Origin of the sequence: Pseudazoarcus pumilus (assembly GCF_002872475.1) — a bacterium.
Classification (GTDB): domain Bacteria; phylum Pseudomonadota; class Gammaproteobacteria; order Burkholderiales; family Rhodocyclaceae; genus Pseudazoarcus; species Pseudazoarcus pumilus.
Map to the genome: position 1 here is coordinate 154459 of NZ_CP025682.1, position 20896 is coordinate 175354.

29 protein-coding genes are annotated in these 20896 nt (G+C 66.0%); 12 read left to right on the forward strand and 17 right to left on the reverse strand.

Annotated elements, in window-relative coordinates; all coding sequences use genetic code 11:
• Positions 1-40: 40 nt before the first annotated feature.
• Positions 41-802 carry an SDR family NAD(P)-dependent oxidoreductase gene (locus tag C0099_RS00760; protein ID WP_102245665.1) on the reverse strand — a complete coding sequence of 254 codons (762 nt, stop codon included), beginning with the start codon at positions 800-802 and terminating at the stop codon, positions 41-43.
• Positions 803-1016: 214 nt separating this feature from the next.
• On the opposite strand from C0099_RS00760, the gene C0099_RS00765 reads away from it, so the two are divergent.
• The 3 genes from C0099_RS00765 to C0099_RS00775 all read left to right on the forward strand — a co-directional run bounded on the left by C0099_RS00765 (position 1017) and on the right by C0099_RS00775 (position 2944).
• Positions 1017-1454 carry a nuclear transport factor 2 family protein gene (locus tag C0099_RS00765; RefSeq protein ID WP_102245666.1) on the forward strand — a complete coding sequence of 146 codons (438 nt, stop codon included), beginning with the start codon at positions 1017-1019 and terminating at the stop codon, positions 1452-1454.
• A 10-nt stretch (positions 1455-1464) separates the two neighbouring features.
• Positions 1465-2388: a polysaccharide deacetylase family protein gene (locus tag C0099_RS00770; RefSeq protein WP_102245667.1), complete on the forward strand. Its 924-nt coding sequence runs from the start codon at positions 1465-1467 to the stop codon at positions 2386-2388.
• Positions 2389-2560: 172 nt separating this feature from the next.
• Positions 2561-2944, forward strand: a complete 384-nt coding sequence (locus tag C0099_RS00775) for a thiol-disulfide oxidoreductase DCC family protein (RefSeq protein WP_102245668.1) — start codon at positions 2561-2563, stop codon at positions 2942-2944.
• Here C0099_RS00775 and C0099_RS00780 read toward each other — a convergent pair.
• Positions 2875-3942 (reverse strand): META domain-containing protein, encoded by a 1068-nt coding sequence (locus C0099_RS00780; protein WP_164084848.1) that lies wholly within the window; start codon positions 3940-3942, stop codon positions 2875-2877. The genes C0099_RS00775 and C0099_RS00780 overlap by 70 nt on opposite strands.
• A 112-nt stretch (positions 3943-4054) precedes the next feature.
• On the opposite strand from C0099_RS00780, the gene C0099_RS00785 reads away from it, so the two are divergent.
• The gene (locus C0099_RS00785) at positions 4055-4339 is read left to right on the forward strand and encodes a hypothetical protein (RefSeq protein ID WP_102245670.1); all 285 of its coding nucleotides are present in this window, start codon (positions 4055-4057) and stop codon (positions 4337-4339) included.
• Positions 4336-4896 (forward strand): MOSC domain-containing protein, encoded by a 561-nt coding sequence (locus tag C0099_RS00790; protein ID WP_173768937.1) that lies wholly within the window; start codon positions 4336-4338, stop codon positions 4894-4896. The genes C0099_RS00785 and C0099_RS00790 overlap by 4 nt, the downstream gene beginning before the upstream one ends.
• Positions 4897-4899: 3 nt before the next feature.
• Here C0099_RS00790 and C0099_RS00795 read toward each other — a convergent pair whose 3' ends face one another.
• Positions 4900-6225, reverse strand: a complete 1326-nt coding sequence (locus tag C0099_RS00795) for an MATE family efflux transporter (protein WP_102245671.1) — start codon at positions 6223-6225, stop codon at positions 4900-4902.
• A 108-nt stretch (positions 6226-6333) separates the two neighbouring features.
• Here C0099_RS00795 and C0099_RS00800 point away from each other — a divergent pair, with 108 nt between their 5' ends.
• A complete protein-coding gene (locus C0099_RS00800) occupies positions 6334-7329 on the forward strand; it encodes a lipid A deacylase LpxR family protein (RefSeq protein ID WP_102245672.1) in 996 nt (331 codons plus the stop codon).
• Here the strand turns inward: C0099_RS00800 and C0099_RS00805 are convergent.
• The 3 genes from C0099_RS00805 to C0099_RS00815 are packed head-to-tail and all read right to left on the reverse strand — an operon-like array spanning position 7319 to position 9812.
• On the reverse strand, positions 7319-8014 hold the full coding sequence (locus C0099_RS00805; RefSeq protein ID WP_102245673.1) for a DUF6498-containing protein: 696 nt from the start codon (positions 8012-8014) through the stop codon (positions 7319-7321). The two genes, C0099_RS00800 and C0099_RS00805, sit on opposite strands and share 11 nt — an antisense overlap.
• Positions 8015-8052: 38 nt before the next feature.
• Positions 8053-9345 (reverse strand): aminotransferase-like domain-containing protein, encoded by a 1293-nt coding sequence (locus C0099_RS00810; protein WP_102245674.1) that lies wholly within the window; start codon positions 9343-9345, stop codon positions 8053-8055.
• Positions 9342-9812 (reverse strand): RrF2 family transcriptional regulator, encoded by a 471-nt coding sequence (locus C0099_RS00815; RefSeq protein ID WP_102245675.1) that lies wholly within the window; start codon positions 9810-9812, stop codon positions 9342-9344. Before C0099_RS00815 ends, C0099_RS00810 begins: the two co-directional genes overlap by 4 nt.
• 300 nt (positions 9813-10112) lie before the next feature.
• Here C0099_RS00815 and C0099_RS00820 point away from each other — a divergent pair, with 300 nt between their 5' ends.
• The 4 genes from C0099_RS00820 to C0099_RS00835 are packed head-to-tail and all read left to right on the forward strand — an operon-like array spanning position 10113 to position 13162.
• Entirely contained in the window at positions 10113-11048 is a 936-nt protein-coding gene (locus C0099_RS00820; RefSeq protein ID WP_102245676.1) for a multicopper oxidase domain-containing protein, read from the forward strand.
• 32 nt (positions 11049-11080) lie between these two features.
• The gene (locus C0099_RS00825; protein ID WP_102245677.1) at positions 11081-11758 is read left to right on the forward strand and encodes a c-type cytochrome; all 678 of its coding nucleotides are present in this window, start codon (positions 11081-11083) and stop codon (positions 11756-11758) included.
• Positions 11755-12096 carry a c-type cytochrome gene (locus tag C0099_RS00830; protein WP_102245678.1) on the forward strand — a complete coding sequence of 114 codons (342 nt, stop codon included), beginning with the start codon at positions 11755-11757 and terminating at the stop codon, positions 12094-12096. Before C0099_RS00825 ends, C0099_RS00830 begins: the two co-directional genes overlap by 4 nt.
• Positions 12097-12142: 46 nt before the next feature.
• Complete coding sequence (locus tag C0099_RS00835) at positions 12143-13162, forward strand: multicopper oxidase domain-containing protein (RefSeq protein ID WP_102245679.1); 1020 nt, start codon at positions 12143-12145, stop codon at positions 13160-13162.
• A 74-nt stretch (positions 13163-13236) separates the two neighbouring features.
• Here C0099_RS00835 and C0099_RS16295 read toward each other — a convergent pair whose 3' ends face one another.
• The 5 genes from C0099_RS16295 to upp form a co-directional block, all read right to left on the reverse strand.
• On the reverse strand, positions 13237-14340 hold the full coding sequence (locus C0099_RS16295; RefSeq protein WP_269807777.1) for a methyl-accepting chemotaxis protein: 1104 nt from the start codon (positions 14338-14340) through the stop codon (positions 13237-13239).
• A 135-nt stretch (positions 14341-14475) separates the two neighbouring features.
• Positions 14476-15375 carry a DUF4394 domain-containing protein gene (locus C0099_RS00845; protein ID WP_102245681.1) on the reverse strand — a complete coding sequence of 300 codons (900 nt, stop codon included), beginning with the start codon at positions 15373-15375 and terminating at the stop codon, positions 14476-14478.
• Positions 15376-15395: 20 nt separating this feature from the next.
• On the reverse strand, positions 15396-15608 hold the full coding sequence (locus C0099_RS00850) for a hypothetical protein (RefSeq protein ID WP_102245682.1): 213 nt from the start codon (positions 15606-15608) through the stop codon (positions 15396-15398).
• Positions 15609-15679: 71 nt separating this feature from the next.
• Positions 15680-16927, reverse strand: a complete 1248-nt coding sequence (locus tag C0099_RS00855; RefSeq protein WP_102245683.1) for a uracil-xanthine permease family protein — start codon at positions 16925-16927, stop codon at positions 15680-15682.
• A gap of 168 nt (positions 16928-17095) precedes the next feature.
• Positions 17096-17728 (reverse strand): uracil phosphoribosyltransferase, encoded by a 633-nt coding sequence (gene upp / locus C0099_RS00860; RefSeq protein ID WP_102248328.1) that lies wholly within the window; start codon positions 17726-17728, stop codon positions 17096-17098.
• 222 nt (positions 17729-17950) lie between these two features.
• Between upp and C0099_RS00865 the strand changes: the two genes are divergently transcribed.
• Together C0099_RS00865 and C0099_RS00870 are read left to right on the forward strand one after the other, a co-directional pair.
• On the forward strand, positions 17951-18202 hold the full coding sequence (locus C0099_RS00865) for a type II toxin-antitoxin system Phd/YefM family antitoxin (RefSeq protein ID WP_102245684.1): 252 nt from the start codon (positions 17951-17953) through the stop codon (positions 18200-18202).
• Entirely contained in the window at positions 18199-18453 is a 255-nt protein-coding gene (locus C0099_RS00870; RefSeq protein WP_102245685.1) for a Txe/YoeB family addiction module toxin, read from the forward strand. The genes C0099_RS00865 and C0099_RS00870 overlap by 4 nt, the downstream gene beginning before the upstream one ends.
• A 233-nt stretch (positions 18454-18686) precedes the next feature.
• Here the strand turns inward: C0099_RS00870 and C0099_RS00875 are convergent, their stop codons facing one another.
• The 6 genes from C0099_RS00875 to C0099_RS00900 all read right to left on the reverse strand — a co-directional run bounded on the left by C0099_RS00875 (position 18687) and on the right by C0099_RS00900 (position 20698).
• A complete protein-coding gene (locus tag C0099_RS00875; RefSeq protein ID WP_199797637.1) occupies positions 18687-19070 on the reverse strand; it encodes a HigA family addiction module antitoxin in 384 nt (127 codons plus the stop codon).
• On the reverse strand, positions 18980-19258 hold the full coding sequence (locus tag C0099_RS00880; RefSeq protein WP_102245687.1) for a type II toxin-antitoxin system RelE/ParE family toxin: 279 nt from the start codon (positions 19256-19258) through the stop codon (positions 18980-18982). Before C0099_RS00880 ends, C0099_RS00875 begins: the two co-directional genes overlap by 91 nt.
• Positions 19259-19310: 52 nt before the next feature.
• Positions 19311-19706 (reverse strand): type II toxin-antitoxin system VapC family toxin, encoded by a 396-nt coding sequence (locus C0099_RS00885; protein ID WP_102245688.1) that lies wholly within the window; start codon positions 19704-19706, stop codon positions 19311-19313.
• A complete protein-coding gene (locus C0099_RS00890) occupies positions 19703-19948 on the reverse strand; it encodes a FitA-like ribbon-helix-helix domain-containing protein (RefSeq protein ID WP_102245689.1) in 246 nt (81 codons plus the stop codon). Before C0099_RS00890 ends, C0099_RS00885 begins: the two co-directional genes overlap by 4 nt.
• A gap of 76 nt (positions 19949-20024) precedes the next feature.
• A complete protein-coding gene (locus C0099_RS00895) occupies positions 20025-20447 on the reverse strand; it encodes a type II toxin-antitoxin system VapC family toxin (protein WP_102245690.1) in 423 nt (140 codons plus the stop codon).
• On the reverse strand, positions 20444-20698 hold the full coding sequence (locus tag C0099_RS00900) for a FitA-like ribbon-helix-helix domain-containing protein (protein ID WP_102245691.1): 255 nt from the start codon (positions 20696-20698) through the stop codon (positions 20444-20446). The genes C0099_RS00895 and C0099_RS00900 overlap by 4 nt, the downstream gene beginning before the upstream one ends.
• Between the last annotated feature and the right edge of the window lie 198 nt (positions 20699-20896).

Genomic DNA, 20896 nt, shown 5'->3' on the forward strand with positions numbered 1-20896 from the left:
CTCGCGGGGTGCGACGGCTGCGCTGACTGGTATCGGCAACTCAGCGGCCCGTGACGACGAGGCCGCCGTCGACAACGATGACCTGACCGGTGATGTAGCGTGCGGCCGGCGAGGCCAGGAAGAGAATGACGTCGGCGACGTCGTCGGGCTGGCCGACGCGCCCCAGCGGAATGAACTCGGCCGCCTTGCGAATGCCCTCGCGGCCCAGAGAGTGTTCCTCGGAGGCCAGTTGCGCGGTTTCGACGAAGCCGGGCGAGACGGCATTGACGCGCACGCCGTCGCGCGCCACCTCCATCGCCAGCCCCCGCATCAGACCCACGACGCCGGCCTTGGCGGCGGAGTAGTGCACGTGTTCGTTCCAGCCCCAGGCCACGCCCATCAGCGAGGTCAGGCAGACGATGGCGCCGCTGCCCCGGCTGCGCATGTGTGGCAAGGCAGCACGCGCAACGCGAAACATGCCCTTGAGGTCGATGTCGTGGGTGATGTCCCATTTCTCGTCGCTCAGTTGGGGCAGCGGCACGCGGTGAGCGATGCCGGCGTTGAGCACCAGTGCATCGATGGCTCCGTGCGTCTCTTCCACGGCTCGCACCACGCTGTCCGCCTGGGGTGTGGAGCGCACGTCCAGCAGCATGAATTCGGCGCTGCCGCCGGTTGCGCGGATGTGCTCGACGACCTCGTTGCCTTCGCGTTCGAGCACATCGGTGACGACGACATGATGGCCAGCCCCGGCCGATGCGATGGCGGTGGCTCGGCCGATGCCGATGCCCCCTCCGGTGACGAGTGTGATCTTCTTCTGCTGCATGACGACTCCATTGGCTCCGGTGCTTGTACGCGGGTGGCGGACTCGTTTTGTGCGGACGAGATCGGAGGCCCATCACGCATGGCTTTCTGCCCGCCGACCGCAGCGGTTTGCATACATAACCTTCAGCAAAAATCGGGCCAACGTGTATACGTTTTTTTGCATTCTTCAGTGACTCCTGGCCGCACCAATTTCGTGCAAGTTCGAGGAGTTCATCATGAGTGACGCACCTGTAGAGATCATTGCCGATACCGAGGCCGCCCGCGCGGCCGTAGCAAGCGTGGACCGCTTCCTGCGCATGATCATGGTCCCGGATCCGGAGGGCGCGAGGGCCTTCATGGCGCCGGACATGCGCATCCGTTTTACCGGCGGACGCCAGATGAGCGATCCGTCCGAATGCGCGGCCTTCAACGCGCGCCGCTACGCCTGGGTCAAGAAGCGCTTTGAGCGCTACGAGGTGGTGTGCGGCGCAGACGATGGATGCGCCATCGTCTACGCGCTGGGAACGCTGCATGGCGCATGGCCCGACGGCACGCCGTTCGAAGGCAATCGCTACGTGGACCGCTACGTGCTGCGAGACGCAAAGATTGTCGAGATGTCGGTGTGGAACGACAGCGCAGAATGGTTGCTGCAGCGCGCCGGCCTGCAACAGTGAGGAAAGCCCGATGAGCCGATCCGAAGTCCTTCCGCCGTTGCCTGACCACGGTCGCTTTGCCTACAGTGGCATTCACGACCGCCCTGACTACGTCTGGCCGGGTGGAGCCCGTCTGGCCGTGTATCTGGGCTTCAACATCGAACATTTCGCCTTCGGCGAAGGGCTGGGTGCGGCACTTGGCCCGCCTTCTCCGGAACCGGATGTACTCAATTACTCGTGGCGTGAGTACGGCAACCGCGTCGGCGTCTGGAGATGTCTGGAGCTGTTCGACGCGCTCGGCCTGCCCTCGGGTACGCTGATCAACACCGCGCTGTATGACCACTGCCCGGAAGTCGTCGCGGCCTGCGTGACGCGCGGCGACGAGATCATTGGCCACGGGCATACCAATGCGGTGCGTCAGGCCGACCTCGACGTCGACGCCGAGCGTGCGCTGCTCGCGGCCTGCCGCCAACGCATCGCCGAGGCGAGCGGCTGCGCGCCCACCGGCTGGTTGTCGCCGTGGATTTCCGAGAGTCGCCATACGCCCGATCTGCTCGCTGAGACCGGCTACCGCTACAACCTCAACTGGGCGCACGATGATCAGCCGGTGCGCATGCGCACTGCGCATGGCCCGTTGTGGTCCATCCCTTATCCGCAGGAACTCAACGACATCCCGATGATCGTCGCGCGCAAGCTCGATGGCCGCGACTTTGCTGACATGATCATCGACCAGTTCGACGAGATGCTCGAACAGTCCGCGCGCCAACCGCTGGTGATGGGCGTCGCGCTGCATCCCTATCTGGTGGGCCAGCCTTACCGGCTGCGCCATCTGCGCCGCGCGCTCGAGCATTGCGCGGCCGCACGCGATCGGGGCGACATCTGGTTCACGACACCGGGCCGGATTTGCGAGCATGTCGAGGCGCTGGCGCAGCAGGGAATGCTGGCCGACTTGTGAGGGTCGTGGCCGTCGAACGAACTTGTCCGCGGGTCGGAGGTCCGTGCATCATGAATTGTCTACGACAAGAAGCGGGGTGTCGTCAGCCCGATGGGTATTGCGTATGCCGTTCGCTACCAGCGCCGGATGATGTGTCGGAGGCCGGTCTGTTCGACTTCCTCACGGAGAACGCATGAGCGAAGCGCAACGACTCACCGTGTATTACGACGGCGGCTGTCCGCTTTGCCGACGCGAGATTGGCTTCTACCGTCGCCAACCGGGGGCCGATGGCGTCGACTGGGTGAATCTGGTCGAAGCCGACTCGCGCTCACTTGGCGACGATCTCGATTTCGACGCCGCGATGGCGCGTTTTCACGTCCGTCGACCGGGCGGGCGGCTGGCTTCGGGTGCGCTCGGTTTCGCGCTGCTGTGGCAGCAGTTGCCGCGGTTTCGCGTCCTCGGGCGTGTCGCTGCGCTGCCCGGCGTCGTGCATGTGCTGGAGCTGGGCTACCGCGTGGTGTTGCGCGTTCGCTCGTTGTGGCGCAAGCCCGATGCGCCTTGCCGCGTGCCGCGCTGATCGGCGTCGAAAACCGCGACGGTGCGCCCCTGTGCGTCGAGCAGTTCGAGTTGCCGCTCGCGGATGCGCCAGCTGCGTGCGGCATCCAGGGCGTCGAGGAAAGCGCGTTCGCGCAGGCCGTTGTCGGGGCAGGCCATCTTCGTCGTGGTCACGGTCCCGACCAGCAGCGAGCCCCCGGTCAGCGTGGCCGTGCCGTTGAAGCGGTTGCAGCCGGTCGAGCCCGATATGCGGGTCGGCAAGCCTTCGGTGAAGCGCAATTGCGCGGGTCGGGCGTCGACCGGCACGTCGCGGTCGCCGATGCGCAGCGCCGTCCATGGCGTGTCGTAGAGCGTGGCGACCCCTTGCGGCGTGCACGACACCGCGGTGCCGGCGGAGATCAGGCGCTCGACGATCACGGTCGGGCGCGGCGGGCCCTCCATGTTCACGCGATGCACGATGCGCGCCTGCACCACTGCCGGCAGCGGTCGCTGCATTGTCGCGCGGGCATGACTCCAGGCGCGCTCCAGCCGCAGGTAATCGCCTTCCATCGCCACCGGAAGGCGGCGATCGGTCGCGCAGTCGTGCAGCGTCGCGCTGTCGGCGTAGTAGCGGAAGTGGCCCTCCAGGCGTACGCGTGGCTCGATGAGCCCGAGCCGCGCTGAGCGGTAGAGTCTGTGTTCCTGGCGCGAGTCGATCGGTTGCCCCTGCCGGTCGAGCAGTTTAAGGCTGTCCTCGTCGATGGCGAAATGCACCGTGTCCGCATTCGGGTAGTGCAGGCGCAGCCTGGCGTCGTCTTCCTTCCAGCGCCCGATCGCGTCGAAGCTGCCGGAGCGGTCCCGATACACGCTGCGCTGGTGGAACGCGCCGTCTTCGAGCAGGTCCAGGCGCAGTTCGATGGCGGGGCAATCCGCGCACGGCAGTATTCCGACGTAGCTGCCGACCGGCGTCGCCTGCGCCATGGCCGGGGCGATCGACAATGCCAACAGCGCAATCAGCGTGGCGTGATGGATGCGGTTCATAACAACCTCCTTGCGGCCGTCGCCCACCGTGGCATGCGTGACGGGCCTTCTTTGTGCGCGCCGTCGCCGGCGGTAAGATGCCGGCTCGACGTTCCGTCCCCGGCCCCCGAACATGCGACATCGCTGCAAACGCAACGAACGCCTCTACCAGATCGCCCTGCGCTCGGACTGGGCCTTCTCGGCCAAGCTCGCCGCAGGCGGGCTGGCGATCGGCGTGTTCCTCGTGCCGACCATTCTCGTCGGTACCGACAACCCGACGTTGCAGCCGCTGGCTGGCACCATCCGCTTTCTCGGCCTGATCTTCACCGTGGCCTTCGTCGGCATCGCCATCCGTCGCTATCTCGCGCAGCGCCGCGAGGCGCAGGCGCCGGCGGGCGACGACAAGGATCCGGAATGAGCAGCGGCGAGGACATCGATCTCGACGAGCCTTCGATGCGCAACATCGCCGCGCGTCACCCGCACGCGGGTCGGGTCGAGGCCATTTTCCTGCGTCCGGCGCGCATGCAGCCGATAAAGTCTGTAACGGAAATCGAAGCGCTTGCCGAACGCGGGCTGGATGGCGACCGCGCATCCTTCGCACTGCCTTCGCGTCCCGGCGGTGGCAAGCGTCAGGTTACGCTGATCCAGGCCGAACACCTGCCTGTCATCGCTGCGCTGGCCGGCCACGCCTCGGTCGATGCGGCCGATTTGCGCCGCAACCTCGTCATCTCGGGACTCAATCTGCTCGCCACCCGCAGCCTGTTCAAGGACCGTCCACTGGTGTTGCAGGTCGGTGCGGCCGTGTTCGAAATCACCGGCAGCTGCGATCCGTGCTCGCGCATGGAGGAGGTGCTCGGTCCCGGCGGCTTCAACGCGATGCGCGGCCACGGCGGTGTCACCTCGCGCGTACTGCACGGTGGCCGCATCCGGGTGGGCGACGAGGTGCGCTGCGTGCTGCAAGCTCGGCCATCCTGATCGTCAGGTGTCCAAGGCTCTTGTCAGCCGCGGGTAGTACCGACCCAGCGTCAGCGCACGTGCCACGTAGCAAACGTGGTAGGCCGCCCACAGCCCGTGGTTGCCCCAGCCGCGCAGCGCCCACCAGGCGGCGAGGAAGATCGCCAGCGACGCGAGCATCGCGTTGCGCATCTCGGCCGAGCGCGTCGCGCCGATGAAGATGCCGTCGAGCTGGAAGGCCCAGACACCGATCAGCGGCGCCATTGCCGCCCACGCCAGATGCTCGCGCGCGGCCAGCCGTGTGGCCGGGTCGACGGTCAGCACGTCGATCGCCAGCGGACCCGCGAGCAAAAAGGCGAGCGACAGCACGCCGGCCAGCAGCACGGCCCAGAACGTGGTCAAAAACACCGCCGAATCGAGCAGCGCGCGTCGCGCCGCGCCTACCGCACGCCCTACCAGCGCCTCGGCCGCGAAGGCCAGGCCGTCGAGAAAGTACGAGGCGGTGGCGATGAAATGCATCAGCACCGCGTTGGCGGCCAGCACCACCTCGCCCTGACGCGCACCCTGGGCGACGAACCACAGCAGCACGAAGATCAGCGCCATCGAGCGGATCATGATGTCGCGATTGACCGCCAACGTGCGCGCCAGCCGCGCTGCGTCGAGCAGCCGGGCACGCGACAAGCGCCCGTCCACGCCGCGTGCATGCACCCAAGCCACGCCCAAACCGATCACGGCCGCAATCGACTCGGCCAGCAGCGTGCCCAGCGCGACGCCGGCCACGCCCATGCCCAGGCCCAGCACGAACAGCAGGTCGAGCGCCACATTGGACAGGTTCAGCGTCAGTTGCAGCACCAGCGCAGTGCCTGAGCGCCCCTGACCGATGAACCAGCCCAGCAGCGCGTAGTTGGCGAGCGTCATGGGCGCGGCCCAGATGCGGATGTCGAAGTATTCGCGCGCCAGCGCCTCGACGCGCTCGCTGCCGTCGAGCAGGGCGAAGGCGGTTTCGCGGATCGGCCATTGCAGCGCGATCAACCCGGCGCCGACGACACCGGCGATCAGCATTGCCCGACCCAGACAGGCCAGCAGCTCGTCACCGTCACGAGCGCCCAGCGCCTGCGCGGTCAGCCCGGTAGTGCCCATGCGCAGAAAGCCGAAGGCCCAGAACACGAAGGTGAACACCAGTGCCGCGACCGCGACCGCGCCGATATGCGCCGGATCGGGGATCTGACCGACGACCGCCGTATCCACGATACCGATCAGCGGTGTCGACACGTTGGACAGCATCACCGGCACGGCAAGTGCGAGCACGCTGCGGTGGGTCGGCCGGGGGTGGTCGTCCAGGGCGGTCATGGGCCGATGATACGACCGCAGCGAACGGATCGCGGGCGTCAAATTCGCTTACCGACGCCGCCTACGACGAACGGATAGAATGCGGCAACCTCCACTCCTCGAAAACCGATGACTCTTCGTTCGCTCGGTCTCGTACTCGTTTCGCTCGGCTTCGTCGCTCCGCTCGCGCATGCGCAGGAAGACGAAAGGCCACAGGGCACACTCAGCCTGGTTGTCGAGAACGACCTGTTCTACGACGTCGACCGGCACTACACCAATGGTGTGCGTTTCGCCTGGGTGCCGGACCAACGCCGGCCCGTGCCCGAGTGGGCGCGGCGCGTGGCCGGCATCATGCCGTGGTATCCGGAGAAGAAGACCATCCGCTACGGCTACGCCTTCGGTCAGAGCCTGTTCACGCCCAGCGACATCGAGGTGGAGGATCCGGCGCGGGGCGAGCGCCCATATGCCGGCTGGCTGTATGGTGCGATCGGTCTCGGTGTGGAGCGCGGGCGCGTGGTCGACCAGTTCGGCCTGTCCATCGGCGTGGTCGGGCCGGCGGCGCTCGGCGAGCAGACGCAGAAGTTCGTGCACAAGAACGTGGGTTCGCCCAGGCCACTGGGCTGGGATACGCAGCTGAAGAACGAACTGGGCGTGGTGGCGACCTGGCAGCGCAGCTGGCAGGGCCTGGCGCGCACCCGGCTGCTCGGGCACGAGGCGGATTTCTCGGCGCACTCGGGCATCGCCCTGGGCAACGTGTTCACGTATTTCGGCAGCGGATTCATGCTGCGATTCGGCCCCAGCCTGCCCAACGACTACGGCCCGCCACGCATTCAGCCGGGTCTTCCCGGTTCCAGCGACTTCGCGCCCCCGCGCGACTTTCGCTGGTATGCCTTCGCCGGCGCCGAAGGGCGAGCCGTGGGGCGCAACATCTTCCTCGACGGCAACACCTTCCGCGACAGCCGCAGTGTCGACAAGAAACGTCTCGTCGGCGACGTGCAGGTCGGTCTGGTACTCGACTGGCGCGACGTGCGCGTGGCCTTCACGCACGTGTGGCGCTCGCGCGAATTCCACGGGCAGGACGGCGCCGACAAGTTCGGTGCAATCTCGCTGTCGTTCAAGCTGTAGCGCCTGCCCGGCGTCGATCGCGGTGTGCCTTGCGATGCTGGTGCACGTCGATGGCGGTTTTCATGCCGACCAGTAGCAACAGCGCGGGCGCGACGGTGGTGGCGCCGGTCTCGATGATCGCCATGGCGCCGAGAATGATGGCGATGTGCAGTGCGACGATGCGCTTGTAAGGGTCGAACATGATGTCGTCGGCGTCGCGACCGTCGTCCTCACGGTCGATGAAGTGATGGTAAAGCGTCGACACCCCATGGCTGACGACAAAAGCCAGCAGCGGCAGGCTGAACAGGCCGGGCATCTCGTTGGCGATCCAGCCGAACTGGCTGGCGAGCATGCGAAAGGGCATCAGCAGCACGAAGCCTTCGTCATCGAAATCCTCCGGCGGTGCCTCGCCGGGCAGATCGGTGAGGGTGAGGATGAAGATGCCGTGGCCGGCGCAGAAGAACGAGTAATGAAAGCTGAAGAAGGCCGACTGCGGCAGCACGCGCAGACCGCCGGCGTGCAGCATGCGCAGCAGCGTCCAGCCGCCGACGACGAGGTTCTCCAGCCAGTACAGCAAGAGCAGGTAGTGGGCATCCCAGCCGAAGAACAGCACGCCGACCGCGGGCGCAAGGTTGGCCAGAATCAGCACGGCGAGCGGAATGCGGTCGAGGCGCTCGGGGTTGGCGAGAACAGGGTCGGCGGGCATCAGGCCATGGTAAGCGTATCGACCGGGTTCGTGCTCGCTCAGTCCGCGTGGCCGGGCGTCGACACGCGCACACAGTTGGCGTAGCGCCTGTGAGCTGAAAAGCGCTCTCCCGGTTCGATGCGAAACTGCGCCGCGTGCGCCTGCCGCCAGGCGGTGGCTTCGGATTCGGTGTCGAAGCGCACCCACAGTGAGAGGCCGCCGTTCGGCGGCAAGGCTTGTGCTCCCGCGGGCAGGCATGCGTGCAGCTTGCCCGAGCATTTGCGCACTTCGGCGCGCATTTCGCGCCGCAGCGCTCGCAGATGACGATCATAGTCACCACTGCGCAGCGTCTGCTCGACCGCACGCTGGACCAGCGGCGAGGGCTGCGCGGCAATGGTTGTGGCCAGTTCGGCCAGCCGTGGGGCGTGTTCTCTGGCCAGCATCCAGCCCAGTCGCCGCCCCAGGCCGAGGCCGATGGCGAAGTCGCCACAGACCACGTGCGTGTCGCGCCTCCCGTCGCGCGCGAGCAGCGGCGCGCGGGCGCCATGCGCGAGATCACCCCCCGTGTCGTCCTCGATGAGCAGGGTGCGATGGTGTTCGAGCAGACGCACGATGCGCACGCGCCGTGCCTCGTCCAGATTGCGACCGCCCGGCTGCGCACAGTTGGCGGCCAGCACGCAGGCGGCCGGCGCGTACTCGCTCAGGGCATGCGCCATGCGCGTCGGATCGGGGCCGTCGGGGCTGTGCACTTCGATCAAGTGGCGACCGCTGCGTTGCACCGCGTCGATGAGTTCCGGCGCACACGGCGTGATGAGCAGGACGCGCGCATCCGGACGCGTCAATGCGGTCAGCGCCAGTGCAACCATTGCTGCGCCGCCCACGGTGATGAGCAACTCGTCGGGGTCGCACAGGCCGTAGGGCGAGATCAGCCGACGGGCGATCTGGCGCCGCAGTTCGGGATCGCCCTGTGGGGGGAAGTCGCCGGTGAGCAGACGCGGGTCGCGCCGTGCCAGGCGCACCAGGCGCTGGTTTACGTCGGCCAGTGCGCGCAGCGAGGCGCGCGGAAGCGGCGGCATGTGCGGCGCGTCGGTGACGTTGACGAGACTCGCGGGCGAATTCGTGCACTCGACGAAGAAGCCTGTGCCGTGGCGTGGCGCGATGTGGCCCGCCTCTTCCAGCAGGCGATAGGTACGCAGTGCCGTGGCCATGCCGATGCCGTGTTCGGCGGCGAAGCCGCGGATCGACGGGAGGCGTTCGCCGGGACGGAGCACGCCGCGCTCGATCGCTTCGCGCAGGCGATGCGCGAGCTCGACGAAGCGGTGGTGCGCGCCGCCGTGCGGCGAGAGCGTCACGGCGGCGCGGCTCGGCGTGCGCGGGCCGCGGGCGGATGCACGGTGATGAGCTTGGCGCCGAGCGAACGGTTCTGGATCAGGTCGCGCAGGGAATGGCGTTCCAGCGTGGCGAGGAAGTTACGGGTGGCCTCGCGCAGCAGGCTGCGCAGCACGCACTCGGGAAACAGCGGGCAGTCCGAATGCGTCTCGCCCAGGCATTCGACGATGTCGAAATCGGGTTCGCACTCGCGCACCACTTCGCCCAGATTGATCAGCGCGGCGTCGCGTGACAGTTCGAGTCCGCCGCCGTTGCCGCGCACCGTGTGCACGTAGCCGCGCGCGGCCAGATGGCTGACGACCTTCATCAGATAGGTGCGCGAGACGTCGTAGGCATCGGCGATCTCCGCGATGGTGACGCGCTCGTCACCACGAAAGCCCAGATACATCAGCACCCGCAGCGAGTAGTCGGTGAAGTGGGACAACTGCATCCGCCAGGTTCCACAAATTGCGCCGTGCGCGATGTTTCGGTTGTCTCATACATGCGTATAAAACGCAAGTTTCAACAATGAAAGATCACAGATGGCAGGGTTGATAGAGGCCGGTTCGTGAATGGATCTCGAGCCGAAAACCCGTACAAAACCCATAAATACCCGGCTTAACGAGTGTGCTCGGGAAAAATCCGCCGAACTGTGTTTGAGCCTTTGTTGTGGACGCTGGAAGATTCGTTAAGAAAGAATCTTTGAAAAACGGGAGCGATCCTGCGCTCCCCCCACCACAGGAGAACCGACATGAACCTCAAGAAGCTTGCAGCGGCGCTTGCGTGCTGCGCCTTCCTCTCCCCGGCCCTGGCCGAAACGGTCAAGGTGGAGATGACCGTAAAGGAGGTCGACATCGCTGTCGACAATGCCGGCAACGAGCGTCGCATGTGGACCTACGAGGGCACCATTCCAGGCCCTCTGGTGCGGGTCACGCAGGGCGACGTGGTCGAGTTCACGCTGCACAACCATCCGGACAACGGCAACAGCCACTCGATGGACTTTCACGCCGCACGCGTCGACGTGCTCGACGAATTCACCGACGTGAAGCCGGGCGAGAGCAAGAGCTTCAGCTTCTCGGCCGACTATCCGGGCGTGTTCTTCTACCACTGCGGCAGCGAATCGATGTCGGAGCACATCTCGCGCGGCATGTATGGCGTGATCATTGTCGATCCCAAGGAGGGATACAGCGACGCCTATCCGAAGCCCGACCGCGAGTACGTGCTGGTGCAGGGTGATCTGTTCGAGGCCGGTGCCAACGCCGAGGACATCACCATGGGCAACCGCTGGGAGGGCGTGCTGATCAACGGCAAGGTCTTCCACTACGACCCGGTGCATGACCCCAACGCGAGCCTGACCCTGGAAGCCAAGCCGGGCGAGCGTGTGCGCCTGTACTACGTCAACGCGATGATCAACGAGGCTGCCGCGATGCACCCGATCGCCGGCATCTGGGATCGCGTGTGGGACAACGGCAACCCGCTCAACCTGCGCCACGGCATGCAGACGGTCGAGGTCGCGCCCGCGCACGGCATGGTCATGGACATCATTCCACCCGCGGGGCGGGCGACCAACAACGCCATCGTCGATCACCGCATGCGCCACGCGTTGAACGGCGGCATCACGGTGCTGATGGCGCACGACCAGGCTGACGCGAGCAAGGGGCGCGGCGAAGCGCTCGTGCTGCGTTGAGTCGGGCGAGCGCGCACAACGGAGGACGCAACATGAACACCTTCACCAAGGCCATTGCGGCGGCGCTGGCGTTCGCGCTGACGCCGGTCGCCTACGCCGGCACCGAGGCTTTCGTGGCCGAGAACTGCGCCGGCTGTCACGCCCTGTCGCGCAACGACGCGGGCAGCCGTGCCGAGCTTCTCGGCCCGCCGCTGTTTCATGCCGGAGCCAAGTTCCGCAAGGACTGGATGGTGCGCTGGCTGCAGTCGCCCACGCGCATCTACCCGGCGGGCTGGTTCCCCCCGCGCCACATCGAGAGCACGCCCGAGGGCGACGTGATCGATGCCGCGAGTCTTGTCGACCACCCGGCGCTCGACGCCGAGCGCGCGCAGGCGGTCGCCGACTGGCTGGCCACCCTGCCCGCACCCGAAGGCGTGGAGCTGTCGACCGACTACACGCCGGCCAAGGTCGCAATGCGCATGGGTCAGCTCGACTTCCGGCGCTTCAAGGGCTGTGTCGCCTGCCACCGCGATGAGCCCGACAGCGGCGGCGTTTCCGGGCCAGAACTGTACACCGCGTGGGAGCGGCTGCAGCCCGGCTACCTGCTGAACTACATCGGTGATCCGGACGCCTGGCACGATCAGCCGCTGATGCCGGTGCTCGAGATGAACGAGCAGGCCGTGCAGAAGCTGGTCAATTATCTCTACACCATCGCGGAGACTCAGCCATGAAGCGCATCGCAGCAATCGCCCTGACCGCGTGCCTGGTCGCGCCGGCGATGGCCGGCGACGACGGTGCCGAGCTGTACCGCAGCTACTGCGTGCAGTGCCACGGCTCGGCCGGCGACGGCAAGGGCATCAACGCCCCGCACATGTCGGTCGCGCCGCGCGACCACAGCGATCCTACCGAGATGTCCGGTCGCTCCGACGAGGAGCTGTTCAAGGTCATCAAGCACGGCGGCAAGTCGATCAACCAGTCGGTGCTGATGCCCGCCTGGGGACACACGCTGGACGACGAGCAGATTCACGCGCTGGTCGGCCATCTGCGCCGCCTGTGCTGTGGCGGCTGACACGACGAAATCGCGGGTCGACGACCCGCCGACGAGGAAACACACCATGAATCCGATGTTGAAAGCCGGCCTCGCGCTGTTGGCGAGTCTGGCCGTGAGTGTGGCGCAGGCCGAGCTGCGCCAGTTCGAAATGACCATCGAGGAGATCGAGGTCGAGGTCGCCCCCAACTTCAAGGCCAAGGCCTGGGGCTTCAACGGGCAGGTCCCGGGGCCGCTGATCCACGTCCGCGAAGGCGACGAGGTCGAGGTCACCGTGCACAACCTGACCGGTCTGAGCCATACCGTGCATTGGCACGGCATGTTCCAGACCGGCACCTGGCAGTCCGACGGCGTGCCGCACGTCACCCAGCACGCCATCGAGCCGGGTGACAGCTACACCTACCGCTTCGTCGCCGACAAGGTCGGCTCACTGTGGTACCACTGCCACGTCAACGTGAATGAACATGTCGGCATCCGCGGCATGTGGGGTCCGCTCATCGTCGAGCCCAAGGCGCCATCCGAACTCGAGCAGCAGGTCACCCATGACGCGCTGCTGATGTTCTCGGGATGGTCCGAGAAGTATGCCGACGCCTTCGGCGACGGTCCGCGCCCGGGCGAGCACCTGAACTACTACTCCATCAACGGCAAGTCCTTTCCGATGTCGCAGCCCATTCGCGTGCGCAAGGGCGACGTGCTGCGCCTGCGACTGTTCGCCGCGACCGTTCCGGTGGCCTTTCATCTGCACGGACATGACATGCTGGTCACGCACAAGGACGGCAAGCCGCTGCCCGCGCCCTACGAGGTGGACGTCGTGCCGATGCAGCCGGGCGAGCGCGTGGACGTGATCGTGCGCATGAACAACCCCGGTCTCTGGATGACGCATGACCACATCGACCACCACACCACCAACAACGGTCGCGAGCACGGTGGCTCGATGCTGGTTGTCGAATACGAGGAGATCGAAAAGCCCGACTGGTACGACTGGAAGGATATCGAGTACCGGCCAGACTTCTACATGATCGAATCGATGCGAAAACCGCATGGTCTGCACGACAAGGATGTGCACCGCGGCCGTCCGCTGATGTAGACAGGGTCGAAAGCCCTGCGCGCGGCCCCGTTGCGGATCGACGGGGCCGCGCCGCGTGCACCGCGCGTTGGCCTTCAGTCGCGTGCGGGTGCGCGCCACTCGAGGCATTCGAGCATGCGCGCGATGCCGTCCATGACCGTGCGGTTGGCCTCTTCCATCGCCGCCAGCGCCTGCAGCGCGCGCTCGCGTTCGCCAGCGTAGTGATGCTGTAGGGCGCTGCAGGCGCGTTCATGCACGGCCTGGTGTGGGCGCTCCAGCGCCGCATAGCCGGGCAGACGGGCAAAGCGTGCCTTGCCGTCGCCGTCGTAATACCACTGGCCCAGGCGGCATTCGGTGTCGTCGGGCAACTCGTCCGGGCGGATCTGAGACACCCCCAGCAATACCTTGTACACCGCCAGCTTCAGTCCCAGCTCTTCGAGGTTGGCCAATTCCACGTTGGCCAGCAGCGCCGCACCGCTGACGGCGTGCTGCATGTGCTGCGACAGCGATTCCATGTGCTCCATGCTGTGCATGGCGCGCTCGCTCTCCTCGGCGTGGCGATGTGCGTCGGCGGCGCCGCGCTGCATGGTCTCGCGCGCCATTTCGGTCTCGTTGCGGATGCCGTCGACCAGGTCGCCGATCTCGGCGGTGGCCGCGCCGGTGCGCTCGGCCAGCTTGCGCACCTCGTCGGCGACCACCGCAAAGCCGCGTCCGGCTTCGCCGGCGCGCGCGGCCTCGATGGCCGCATTGAGCGCGAGCAGATTGGTCTGGTCGGCGACCTCGCGGATCAGCTTGACGATGCCCTCGATCTCGCCGGCGCGCCGGTGCAGGGTCTCGATATTGCCGGCCGCGTCCTCGACGGTGGAGCACAGCGCGCGCAGGTTGCCGGTGATGTGTTCGAAGGCGCCGCGGTTCTCGTCGGCCAGCGTGGCGGCCTCGACTGCGACGGCGCGCTCCTCGTTGAGCGTGGTGGCAAGGTCGCGGAAGGAACCACTGACGCCGTCGAGCGAACCGCCGAAGGCGTCGAGATTGCGGCTGACTTCGGTCAGCGCGTCGCGCTCGGCGGACAGCGCGTCGCGTTCGCTGCGGATCGCGTCGCATTCGTCGCGCAGTGCGGCGAGGCGAGCCTTGAGTTCGGCATTTTCCGCAATCAACGTGGCCTGCGCGGCGGCATCGCGCTCACGCTGGCTGCGGCTCATCACTGCAAACATCCTGGGTCTCCGGAGCGGGGTAGTAGTCGAGTAGTTTACTCAGCTATTCGCCGCTGGCCTTGACCCGCCTCAAGTGATCTCCGCACTCCCCAAAGGAGTGGCGATGGCCGTCGTCCGCAAGATTCAGGGTTCGATCGCGAGACCGAGCAGCGGCTCGCCGTCGCCGATGGTGCCGATGAGCATCGCGCGACCCAGGTCGAGGTTGACGCGGTACAGCTCGGTCTTGTCGCCGCCCTCGACACGCAGCGCCGCCAGCGCGGTGTTGTTGATGTCGGAGATATCGAAGGACGCTTCGTCCAGCGCGCCGGTGCCCAGATCGCCGATCGTGTTCAGCACCCCCAGGTTGGGCGATACCGGCGGTTCGGTGCCTTCACGCGTGCCCTGGATCGCGAGCGTGCCGCGCTCCCGGTCGATCGCGAAGTTGGTGGTCAGCTTCTCGTCGTCCGGGTTGTAGGTATAGGCCGCGGCCGACACGCTGGGCTCCTGTCCGATGAAGCGGTCGTTGAAGGCGTATCGCAGGCTGCGATCGGCCTGGAAGCCTTCACGGTCGGGATCGAAATCCACGGCTTCGCCGGTTTCCGGATGCAGGCGCAGGTTCAGCCCGGTCTCGGCGACCACGCGGACGCGGTCGGCCGCCGGATTGAAGTCGAAGCCGAGCGGGCCTTCCGGCAGATCCAGCGGGAGCTTGCCGTCGCCCACCCGGGACAGTGCTCCGCTTTTCGGGTCCACGGTGTAGAGCTGACCACGCGCGCCGAGCGCGTACATGACGCCGTGAGCGACCCGGTAGTCGATGCCGCGCAACGTATCCCCGTCGGCCAATCCGGTGACCTGCACACGTTCGAGCACCTTGTCCGGCTCGGCCGGATCGAAGCGGATCAGCTCGTGCTTGGCGGTCAGCGCATAGACGCTGCTCGGCGCCTTGGACAAAGCCATCAAAGCCGGGGTCTGGGCCACGGCGCCGGTACCGGGCAGGGCCAGCAGGGCCGTGCCGAGGCACAACGCGGTAAGGATTTGCTTGTTCATGCGCCGCTCCTGTCCGGGGTTCAAGCCTTCGATCTTAACATCGGCTCGTCGCTGCCCCGATTGATCGGCCGTGCGCCGCGATGCGTCGTGGCACGCGCGTAGTCGTCGCGCACGTCGGTGCCGATGCATTCGAGCACCTGTGCGATGCCTGCCATCGTCGCCCGTTCCTGCAGCGCGCGTTCGCTGTCGTCGGCATCGTGTTCGCGCTGGCTGCGGCTCGAGACTGCAAGCATCTCGGGAGCCTCCGGCTCGGGATCACGGTCGAATGAGTTGCCTGACCATGCAGACCCTGCCTCGACCGCGCTCAGGCCCGTGCCGATTCCTTTCTGCGCTCCGGCAGGATCTGGTTGAGCACGATCGCCAGCAGCCCGCACAGGCCCACGCCCTGCAGCGTGATGCCGTCGAAGTTGAGCGCCAACCCGCCCACGCCGGCCACCAGGATCGACGACACGATCACCAGATTGCGCGCCTCGTCCAGATTCACACGCGCGTTGATCAGCGTCTTCAGCCCCACGCTGGCCACCGAGCCGAACAGCAGCAGCATGATGCCGCCCATCACCGGCACCGGAATGGTCGCCAGCAGCGCGTTGAACTTGCCGACAAAGGCCATGGCAATGGCGAAGATCGCCGCCCAGGTCATGATCGCCGGGTTGAAGTTGCGCGTCAGCGTCACCGCGCCGGTGACTTCCGAATAGGTCGTGATCGGCGGCCCGCCGACCGAGCCGGCAAACAGCACTCCCAGCCCGTCGCCGGCCAGCGTGCGGTGCAGGCCGGGGCTCTTGGTGTAGTCCTTGCCGGTGACGCCGCCAATAGCAATCACGTCGCCCACATGCTCGATGGCCGGCGCGATGGCTACCGGCAGCATGAACAGGATGGCGGCCAGCTCGAAGGTGGGCGTGGTGAAGGTGGGTAGCGCAAACCACGGCGCTGCGGCCACCGCGCCGAAATCCACCAGCCCGAACAACACCGCCGCAACATAGCCGGCCGCCACGCCGGAGAGAATCGGCAGCAGCCGCAGCAGCCCGTGCGCAAACACCGCCACCGCCACCGTGGTGCCGAAGGAGATCGCCGCCACGATCAGCGCCGTGCCATACGGCACTAGCTCGGCCGCGCCGTCGCCGGTGCGCCCCATCGCCATGTTCACCCCCACCGCCGCCAGCGACAGGCCGATGATCATGATCACCGGCCCGATCACCACCGGCGGCATGAAGCGATGCACGATGTCCGCGCCGCGCTTCCACACCACCCCCGCCAGCGCGAAGTAGGCCAGGCTCACGCAGGCCAGCGCCCCCATCGTCGCCGACAGCCCCCACGTCTGCATGCTGAAGATGATCGGCGCGATGAAGGCGAAGCTCGACCCCAGAAAGATCGGCACCTCGCGCCGCGTGATCCACTGGAACAACAGCGTGCCAACGCCCGCGCCCAGCAGCGCCATGCTCGGGTTGAGCCCGGTCAGCAGCGGCACCAGCACCAGCGCGCCGAAAGCCACGAACAGGATCTGCCCGCCCGCAATGGCCTGACGCCACACGGGTTCTTTCGGCGATTCACTCATGCATTTTCTCCGCAAGCCCGCGCGGGGCGTGGTTGGGGTGGTTTGGTGTTAAGGAAGCGCTGATCCATCAAGACGCGGATTTCGTGGGAGCGGCTTCAGCCGCGAATACCGGCCGTTTCGCGGCTGAAGCCGCTCCCACAAGACACCGGGCCTGGTGCTTCAACTGCCTCAGCCCAGCTTGGTCCCGAAAATCTTGTCCCCGGCATCGCCGAGGCCCGGAATGATGTAGCCCTGCTCGTTCAGGTGGCTGTCGACGCTGGCGGTGAATATCTCCACGTCCGGGTGCCGCTCCGCCATCAGCGCAATGCCCTCCGGCGCCGCCACCAGCACCAGCGCGCGAATCTGCCCGCAGCCCTTGCGCTTGAGCATGTCGCAGGTCGCCACCAGCGATCCGCCGGTGGCCAGCATCGGGTCGATGATCAGCGCCATGCGCTCGCCCAGATGCCCCACAAACTTCTCGAAATACGGCGCCGGCTGCAGCGTCTCCTCGTTGCGCGCAATGCCCACCACGCTCACCTTGGCGCTCGGAATCATGTCCAATACGCCGTCCAGCATGCCCAGCCCGGCACGCAGGATCGGCACCACCGTCACCTTCTTGCCCTTGATCTGATCCACCTCCACCGGCCCCGCCCAGCCCTGCAGCGTAACGGTCTCCAGCTCGAAATCCTTGCACGCCTCATAGGCCAGCAACCGGCCCAACTCGGCCGTCAGTTCGCGGAATTTCTTGGTGGAGATGTCGCCCTCGCGCATCAGGCCGATCTTGTGGCGGACGAGCGGGTGGCGGATTTCGTGAATGGGCATGGCGTGGCCGTCGGCAGTGTGAGCGCGCGAAGTGTACACCGAGCTGCGGGCTTGCTGGCTGCGGCAATATTCACGTCCATCTCCTGGCCATCAGCAACTTCCGGCGACGGGCTTCAGCGCGCCGGCCAAGGCCGATATCTCTGCACCAATCCGGCCACACATGATGCTGGACGGTGTAGTTGCGGGGCTGTACAGTTACACGTACATATCCGGAGACGCATCATGGACGCCATCACCTACACCACCGCCCGCGCGAATCTCGCCAACACCATGGATCGCGTCTGTGAAGACCACGAGCCGCTCATCATCACCCGCAACGGCGAACAGTCCGTGGTCATGCTCTCGCTTGAGGACTACAAGGCGCTCGAAGAAACCGCCTACCTGCTGCGCACCCCGGCCAACGCCCGCCGTCTGCTCGCCTCCGTTGCGCAACTCGATGGCGGCAAGGGCGCGGAGCGGACGCTCGCCGAATGAAGCTGGTCTTCTCCGACCAGGCCTGGGAAGACTATCTCCACTGGCAGAAGCACGACCGCAAGATGGTCGAGCGCATCAACCGCCTCATCCGCGAAATCCAGCGCACCCCGCACGAAGGCATCGGCAAACCCGAACCGCTCAAGCATGCGCTGGCTGGCTGGTGGTCCCGCCGCATCGACGACGAGCACCGCATCGTGTATCGCGTGGAGGGCGATGCGGTGCAGATTGCGCAGTTGCGGTTTCACTACTGAGAAGGTTCACGGAGTCAGGCATCCCCTGTTTCCCTGAGAGCGTCTGCTTGATGTGGTCGCCGCGATTGACTGCTGCCGGTCACGAGCGGGCAAAGGGACCAGTTTCCGAGACCGAACATACGATGACGAGGTAATTGGGGTCAGACCCCATGTCACCGCCGTTTTGCCGCACGACCCACCTTTCCACCGGTTGCTCCGCCGTGAGGGCGATCCGTCGCCGGCTAAAGCCGGAGTTAGGCCGCGGCCAACTTGAGCTTTCCAACCCTTTGCAAGTCGACGCTCTGCCGCGCGAGCCACAGATCGTACGTGTCCTGCATGGCGAGCCAGCTCTCGGGGCTACGGCCAATAGCCTTGGACAGGCGGAGCGCCATTTCAGGCGTGACCCGGCTGGAGCCCTTCAGCACACGACTAAGAGTAGAAGCGGCCACGTCCAGCTTGTCCGCAAGCTCCCTGCCGCTGATGCCATTGGGCTCGAGATAGATGTCGGTGATGAACTCACCAGGGTGAGGAGGATTGTGCATAGCCATTAGTGATAGTCCTCGTAGTCCAGAACATAGGCGTTTCCGTCTTTGAACTCGAACGTCACGCGCCAGTTGCCGTTGACCGTAATAGACCAACGCCCTCGTAGCTCACCTTTAAGCGGGTGAAGGCGAAACCCGGGGATATCCATATCGTCGATCGACTGGGCAGTGTCCAAGGCGGCCAGTTGCATCCGGAGCCGCTTGGCATGGCTGGCCTGAACGCCCGAGGCGCTTCCTGTCTCAAAGAGACGGCGAAGTCCTTTGTGCCGGAACGTCTTGATCATGCCGGCAGCGTACCATGTTGCGCAACACGCAACAAGCGGCCCAAGTCGAACGTCACGCAGTAACGAGAATCCGCGCCCTGTGGGGAAACGCGCTCGCCAGCTTTCGATCCGCCGTTACGAATTCCTGATCGAGAAACTCCGCCAGGGCCACGTACTCGCAGTCATACGCCGAGCAACCGCTTTCCTTGCAGAGGCGGAGAACGGCGGGGGTTTCGACTTCATACTCCTCGCCGGCGATGAGGTCGGCAGCGCGCTGAAACAGATCGAGCGCGTCATGCAGTTCGATCTGCCCGGTTCGTACGTAGGTCGCCAGGATGTTGCGCAACTCGCTGCGCCACAGGCGTGGCGCGGCCCAGATTGGGTCCGACTCGAGCAGGTGTTCGGCTCTGGTGGTGAACCTCCCGGGAATGAGGAGGTAGGCGATGACGTTGACGTCGACGACGATCATGCGCGCCCCTCGCGCTTGATCCGGTCGATCTCGGCGTGGTCGAACTCCGCTTGCTTGAGGCGCGCGCGCGCGGCGCGAATGACCGCGAGTTGATCCTGCGCGGAGACGCGTCGAGTGAGAACGCGAGCCTCCAGAATCGCGATGATCTCGCTGTTCAGGCTGCGGTGATTCGCGATGGCCGCCGCTTTGAGGCGCTCATGGATTTCGTCGGGGACGCCCTTCAGGGTCAGGTTCGCAGGCATGGTTGGCACTTCGTTTCAAGATGGAACCATTATGGTTCCGTTGCGGAGGCTTCGCAATGCAGCCGACACTGCGCCGTCACTGCATGGCCTCCCACGGATTGATGACCTTGAGGCCCGCCGCCTGGAATGGCGCAACGTCGCGCGTGGCGACGGTGAAACCGCGAGCCTTCGCGATGGCGGCGATATAGCCGTCGGGTGTGGGGAAGCCCTTGCCGGCCGCTCGGGCGGAAACGGCCAGCTCGGCGTAGTGCCGGGCTGCGTCGGTGTCAAAGGGGAGCACGCGATCCGCGAACAGCACCAGAAGGCCATCCAGCGTTTGCTTCAGCGCATCCTTGCGCCGGCCGGATGGCGGGGCACCGATGCCGAACAGCAGTTCGGCAAGCGTGACGCTGGAAAGGTAAAGGGTTTCGGCCGCCTGCTCATCCAACCACGCCAGCACGGTGGCGTTCGGCGCGGCTTTCATCGCCTCGGAAACGACATTGGTATCCAGGACGATCATTCGAAGCTCACAGGCTCGGTCGGGGTCTTGTCGCGCACCTTCTCGATGGCCGCGATGTCGTCATCGGTCAGCCCGACGCGGCGGCCCAGTTCGGCGAGAGCCGAGCCCAAGCGAAGCCGCTCCGGCGGGCGAACGGTCGATTCGAGAATCTCGCGGATTTCGGCCTCGGTGCTGCGGCCGTGCGTCGCTGCGCGCACACGAAGCGCGCGATGCACCTCGTCCGGCAGATTTCTGACGGTGACTGTCGCCATGTCGGCCTCCTGCGCGTTGCGCTGTCAATGAAAGCAGTTTAGGCGGAGTGCTATCACTCTGCAATGGTCCGAAAGCGGCCAGCGGGTACCGTGCCCGTTCAGATGACTGTGGACGTCAGGGCCTATTCACAATTGCGCTGGCGGATCGCGTGGGTCTGTATGGCTGAGCCGGCAAGGCGCGCGAAGCCGTCAATGGCC

What these genes read in the sequence shown, in the direction of transcription:
- C0099_RS00760 (WP_102245665.1), bottom strand. Translation starts at nt 802, where the DNA reads ATGCAGCAGAAGAAGATCACACTCGTCACCGGAGGGGGCATCGGCATC.
- C0099_RS00765 (WP_102245666.1), top strand. Translation starts at nt 1,017, where the DNA reads ATGAGTGACGCACCTGTAGAGATCATTGCCGATACCGAGGCCGCCCGC.
- C0099_RS00770 (WP_102245667.1), top strand. Translation starts at nt 1,465, where the DNA reads ATGAGCCGATCCGAAGTCCTTCCGCCGTTGCCTGACCACGGTCGCTTT.
- C0099_RS00775 (WP_102245668.1), top strand. Translation starts at nt 2,561, where the DNA reads ATGAGCGAAGCGCAACGACTCACCGTGTATTACGACGGCGGCTGTCCG.
- C0099_RS00780 (WP_164084848.1), bottom strand. Translation starts at nt 3,942, where the DNA reads ATGAACCGCATCCATCACGCCACGCTGATTGCGCTGTTGGCATTGTCG.
- C0099_RS00785 (WP_102245670.1), top strand. Translation starts at nt 4,055, where the DNA reads ATGCGACATCGCTGCAAACGCAACGAACGCCTCTACCAGATCGCCCTG.
- C0099_RS00790 (WP_173768937.1), top strand. Translation starts at nt 4,336, where the DNA reads ATGAGCAGCGGCGAGGACATCGATCTCGACGAGCCTTCGATGCGCAAC.
- C0099_RS00795 (WP_102245671.1), bottom strand. Translation starts at nt 6,225, where the DNA reads ATGACCGCCCTGGACGACCACCCCCGGCCGACCCACCGCAGCGTGCTC.
- C0099_RS00800 (WP_102245672.1), top strand. Translation starts at nt 6,334, where the DNA reads ATGACTCTTCGTTCGCTCGGTCTCGTACTCGTTTCGCTCGGCTTCGTC.
- C0099_RS00805 (WP_102245673.1), bottom strand. Translation starts at nt 8,014, where the DNA reads ATGCCCGCCGACCCTGTTCTCGCCAACCCCGAGCGCCTCGACCGCATT.
- C0099_RS00815 (WP_102245675.1), bottom strand. Translation starts at nt 9,812, where the DNA reads ATGCAGTTGTCCCACTTCACCGACTACTCGCTGCGGGTGCTGATGTAT.
- C0099_RS00820 (WP_102245676.1), top strand. Translation starts at nt 10,113, where the DNA reads ATGAACCTCAAGAAGCTTGCAGCGGCGCTTGCGTGCTGCGCCTTCCTC.
- C0099_RS00825 (WP_102245677.1), top strand. Translation starts at nt 11,081, where the DNA reads ATGAACACCTTCACCAAGGCCATTGCGGCGGCGCTGGCGTTCGCGCTG.
- C0099_RS00830 (WP_102245678.1), top strand. Translation starts at nt 11,755, where the DNA reads ATGAAGCGCATCGCAGCAATCGCCCTGACCGCGTGCCTGGTCGCGCCG.
- C0099_RS00835 (WP_102245679.1), top strand. Translation starts at nt 12,143, where the DNA reads ATGAATCCGATGTTGAAAGCCGGCCTCGCGCTGTTGGCGAGTCTGGCC.
- C0099_RS16295 (WP_269807777.1), bottom strand. Translation starts at nt 14,340, where the DNA reads ATGAGCCGCAGCCAGCGTGAGCGCGATGCCGCCGCGCAGGCCACGTTG.
- C0099_RS00845 (WP_102245681.1), bottom strand. Translation starts at nt 15,375, where the DNA reads ATGAACAAGCAAATCCTTACCGCGTTGTGCCTCGGCACGGCCCTGCTG.
- C0099_RS00850 (WP_102245682.1), bottom strand. Translation starts at nt 15,608, where the DNA reads ATGCTTGCAGTCTCGAGCCGCAGCCAGCGCGAACACGATGCCGACGAC.
- C0099_RS00855 (WP_102245683.1), bottom strand. Translation starts at nt 16,927, where the DNA reads ATGAGTGAATCGCCGAAAGAACCCGTGTGGCGTCAGGCCATTGCGGGC.
- upp (WP_102248328.1), bottom strand. Translation starts at nt 17,728, where the DNA reads ATGCCCATTCACGAAATCCGCCACCCGCTCGTCCGCCACAAGATCGGC.
- C0099_RS00865 (WP_102245684.1), top strand. Translation starts at nt 17,951, where the DNA reads ATGGACGCCATCACCTACACCACCGCCCGCGCGAATCTCGCCAACACC.
- C0099_RS00870 (WP_102245685.1), top strand. Translation starts at nt 18,199, where the DNA reads ATGAAGCTGGTCTTCTCCGACCAGGCCTGGGAAGACTATCTCCACTGG.
- C0099_RS00880 (WP_102245687.1), bottom strand. Translation starts at nt 19,258, where the DNA reads ATGATCAAGACGTTCCGGCACAAAGGACTTCGCCGTCTCTTTGAGACA.
- C0099_RS00885 (WP_102245688.1), bottom strand. Translation starts at nt 19,706, where the DNA reads ATGATCGTCGTCGACGTCAACGTCATCGCCTACCTCCTCATTCCCGGG.
- C0099_RS00890 (WP_102245689.1), bottom strand. Translation starts at nt 19,948, where the DNA reads ATGCCTGCGAACCTGACCCTGAAGGGCGTCCCCGACGAAATCCATGAG.
- C0099_RS00895 (WP_102245690.1), bottom strand. Translation starts at nt 20,447, where the DNA reads ATGATCGTCCTGGATACCAATGTCGTTTCCGAGGCGATGAAAGCCGCG.
- C0099_RS00900 (WP_102245691.1), bottom strand. Translation starts at nt 20,698, where the DNA reads ATGGCGACAGTCACCGTCAGAAATCTGCCGGACGAGGTGCATCGCGCG.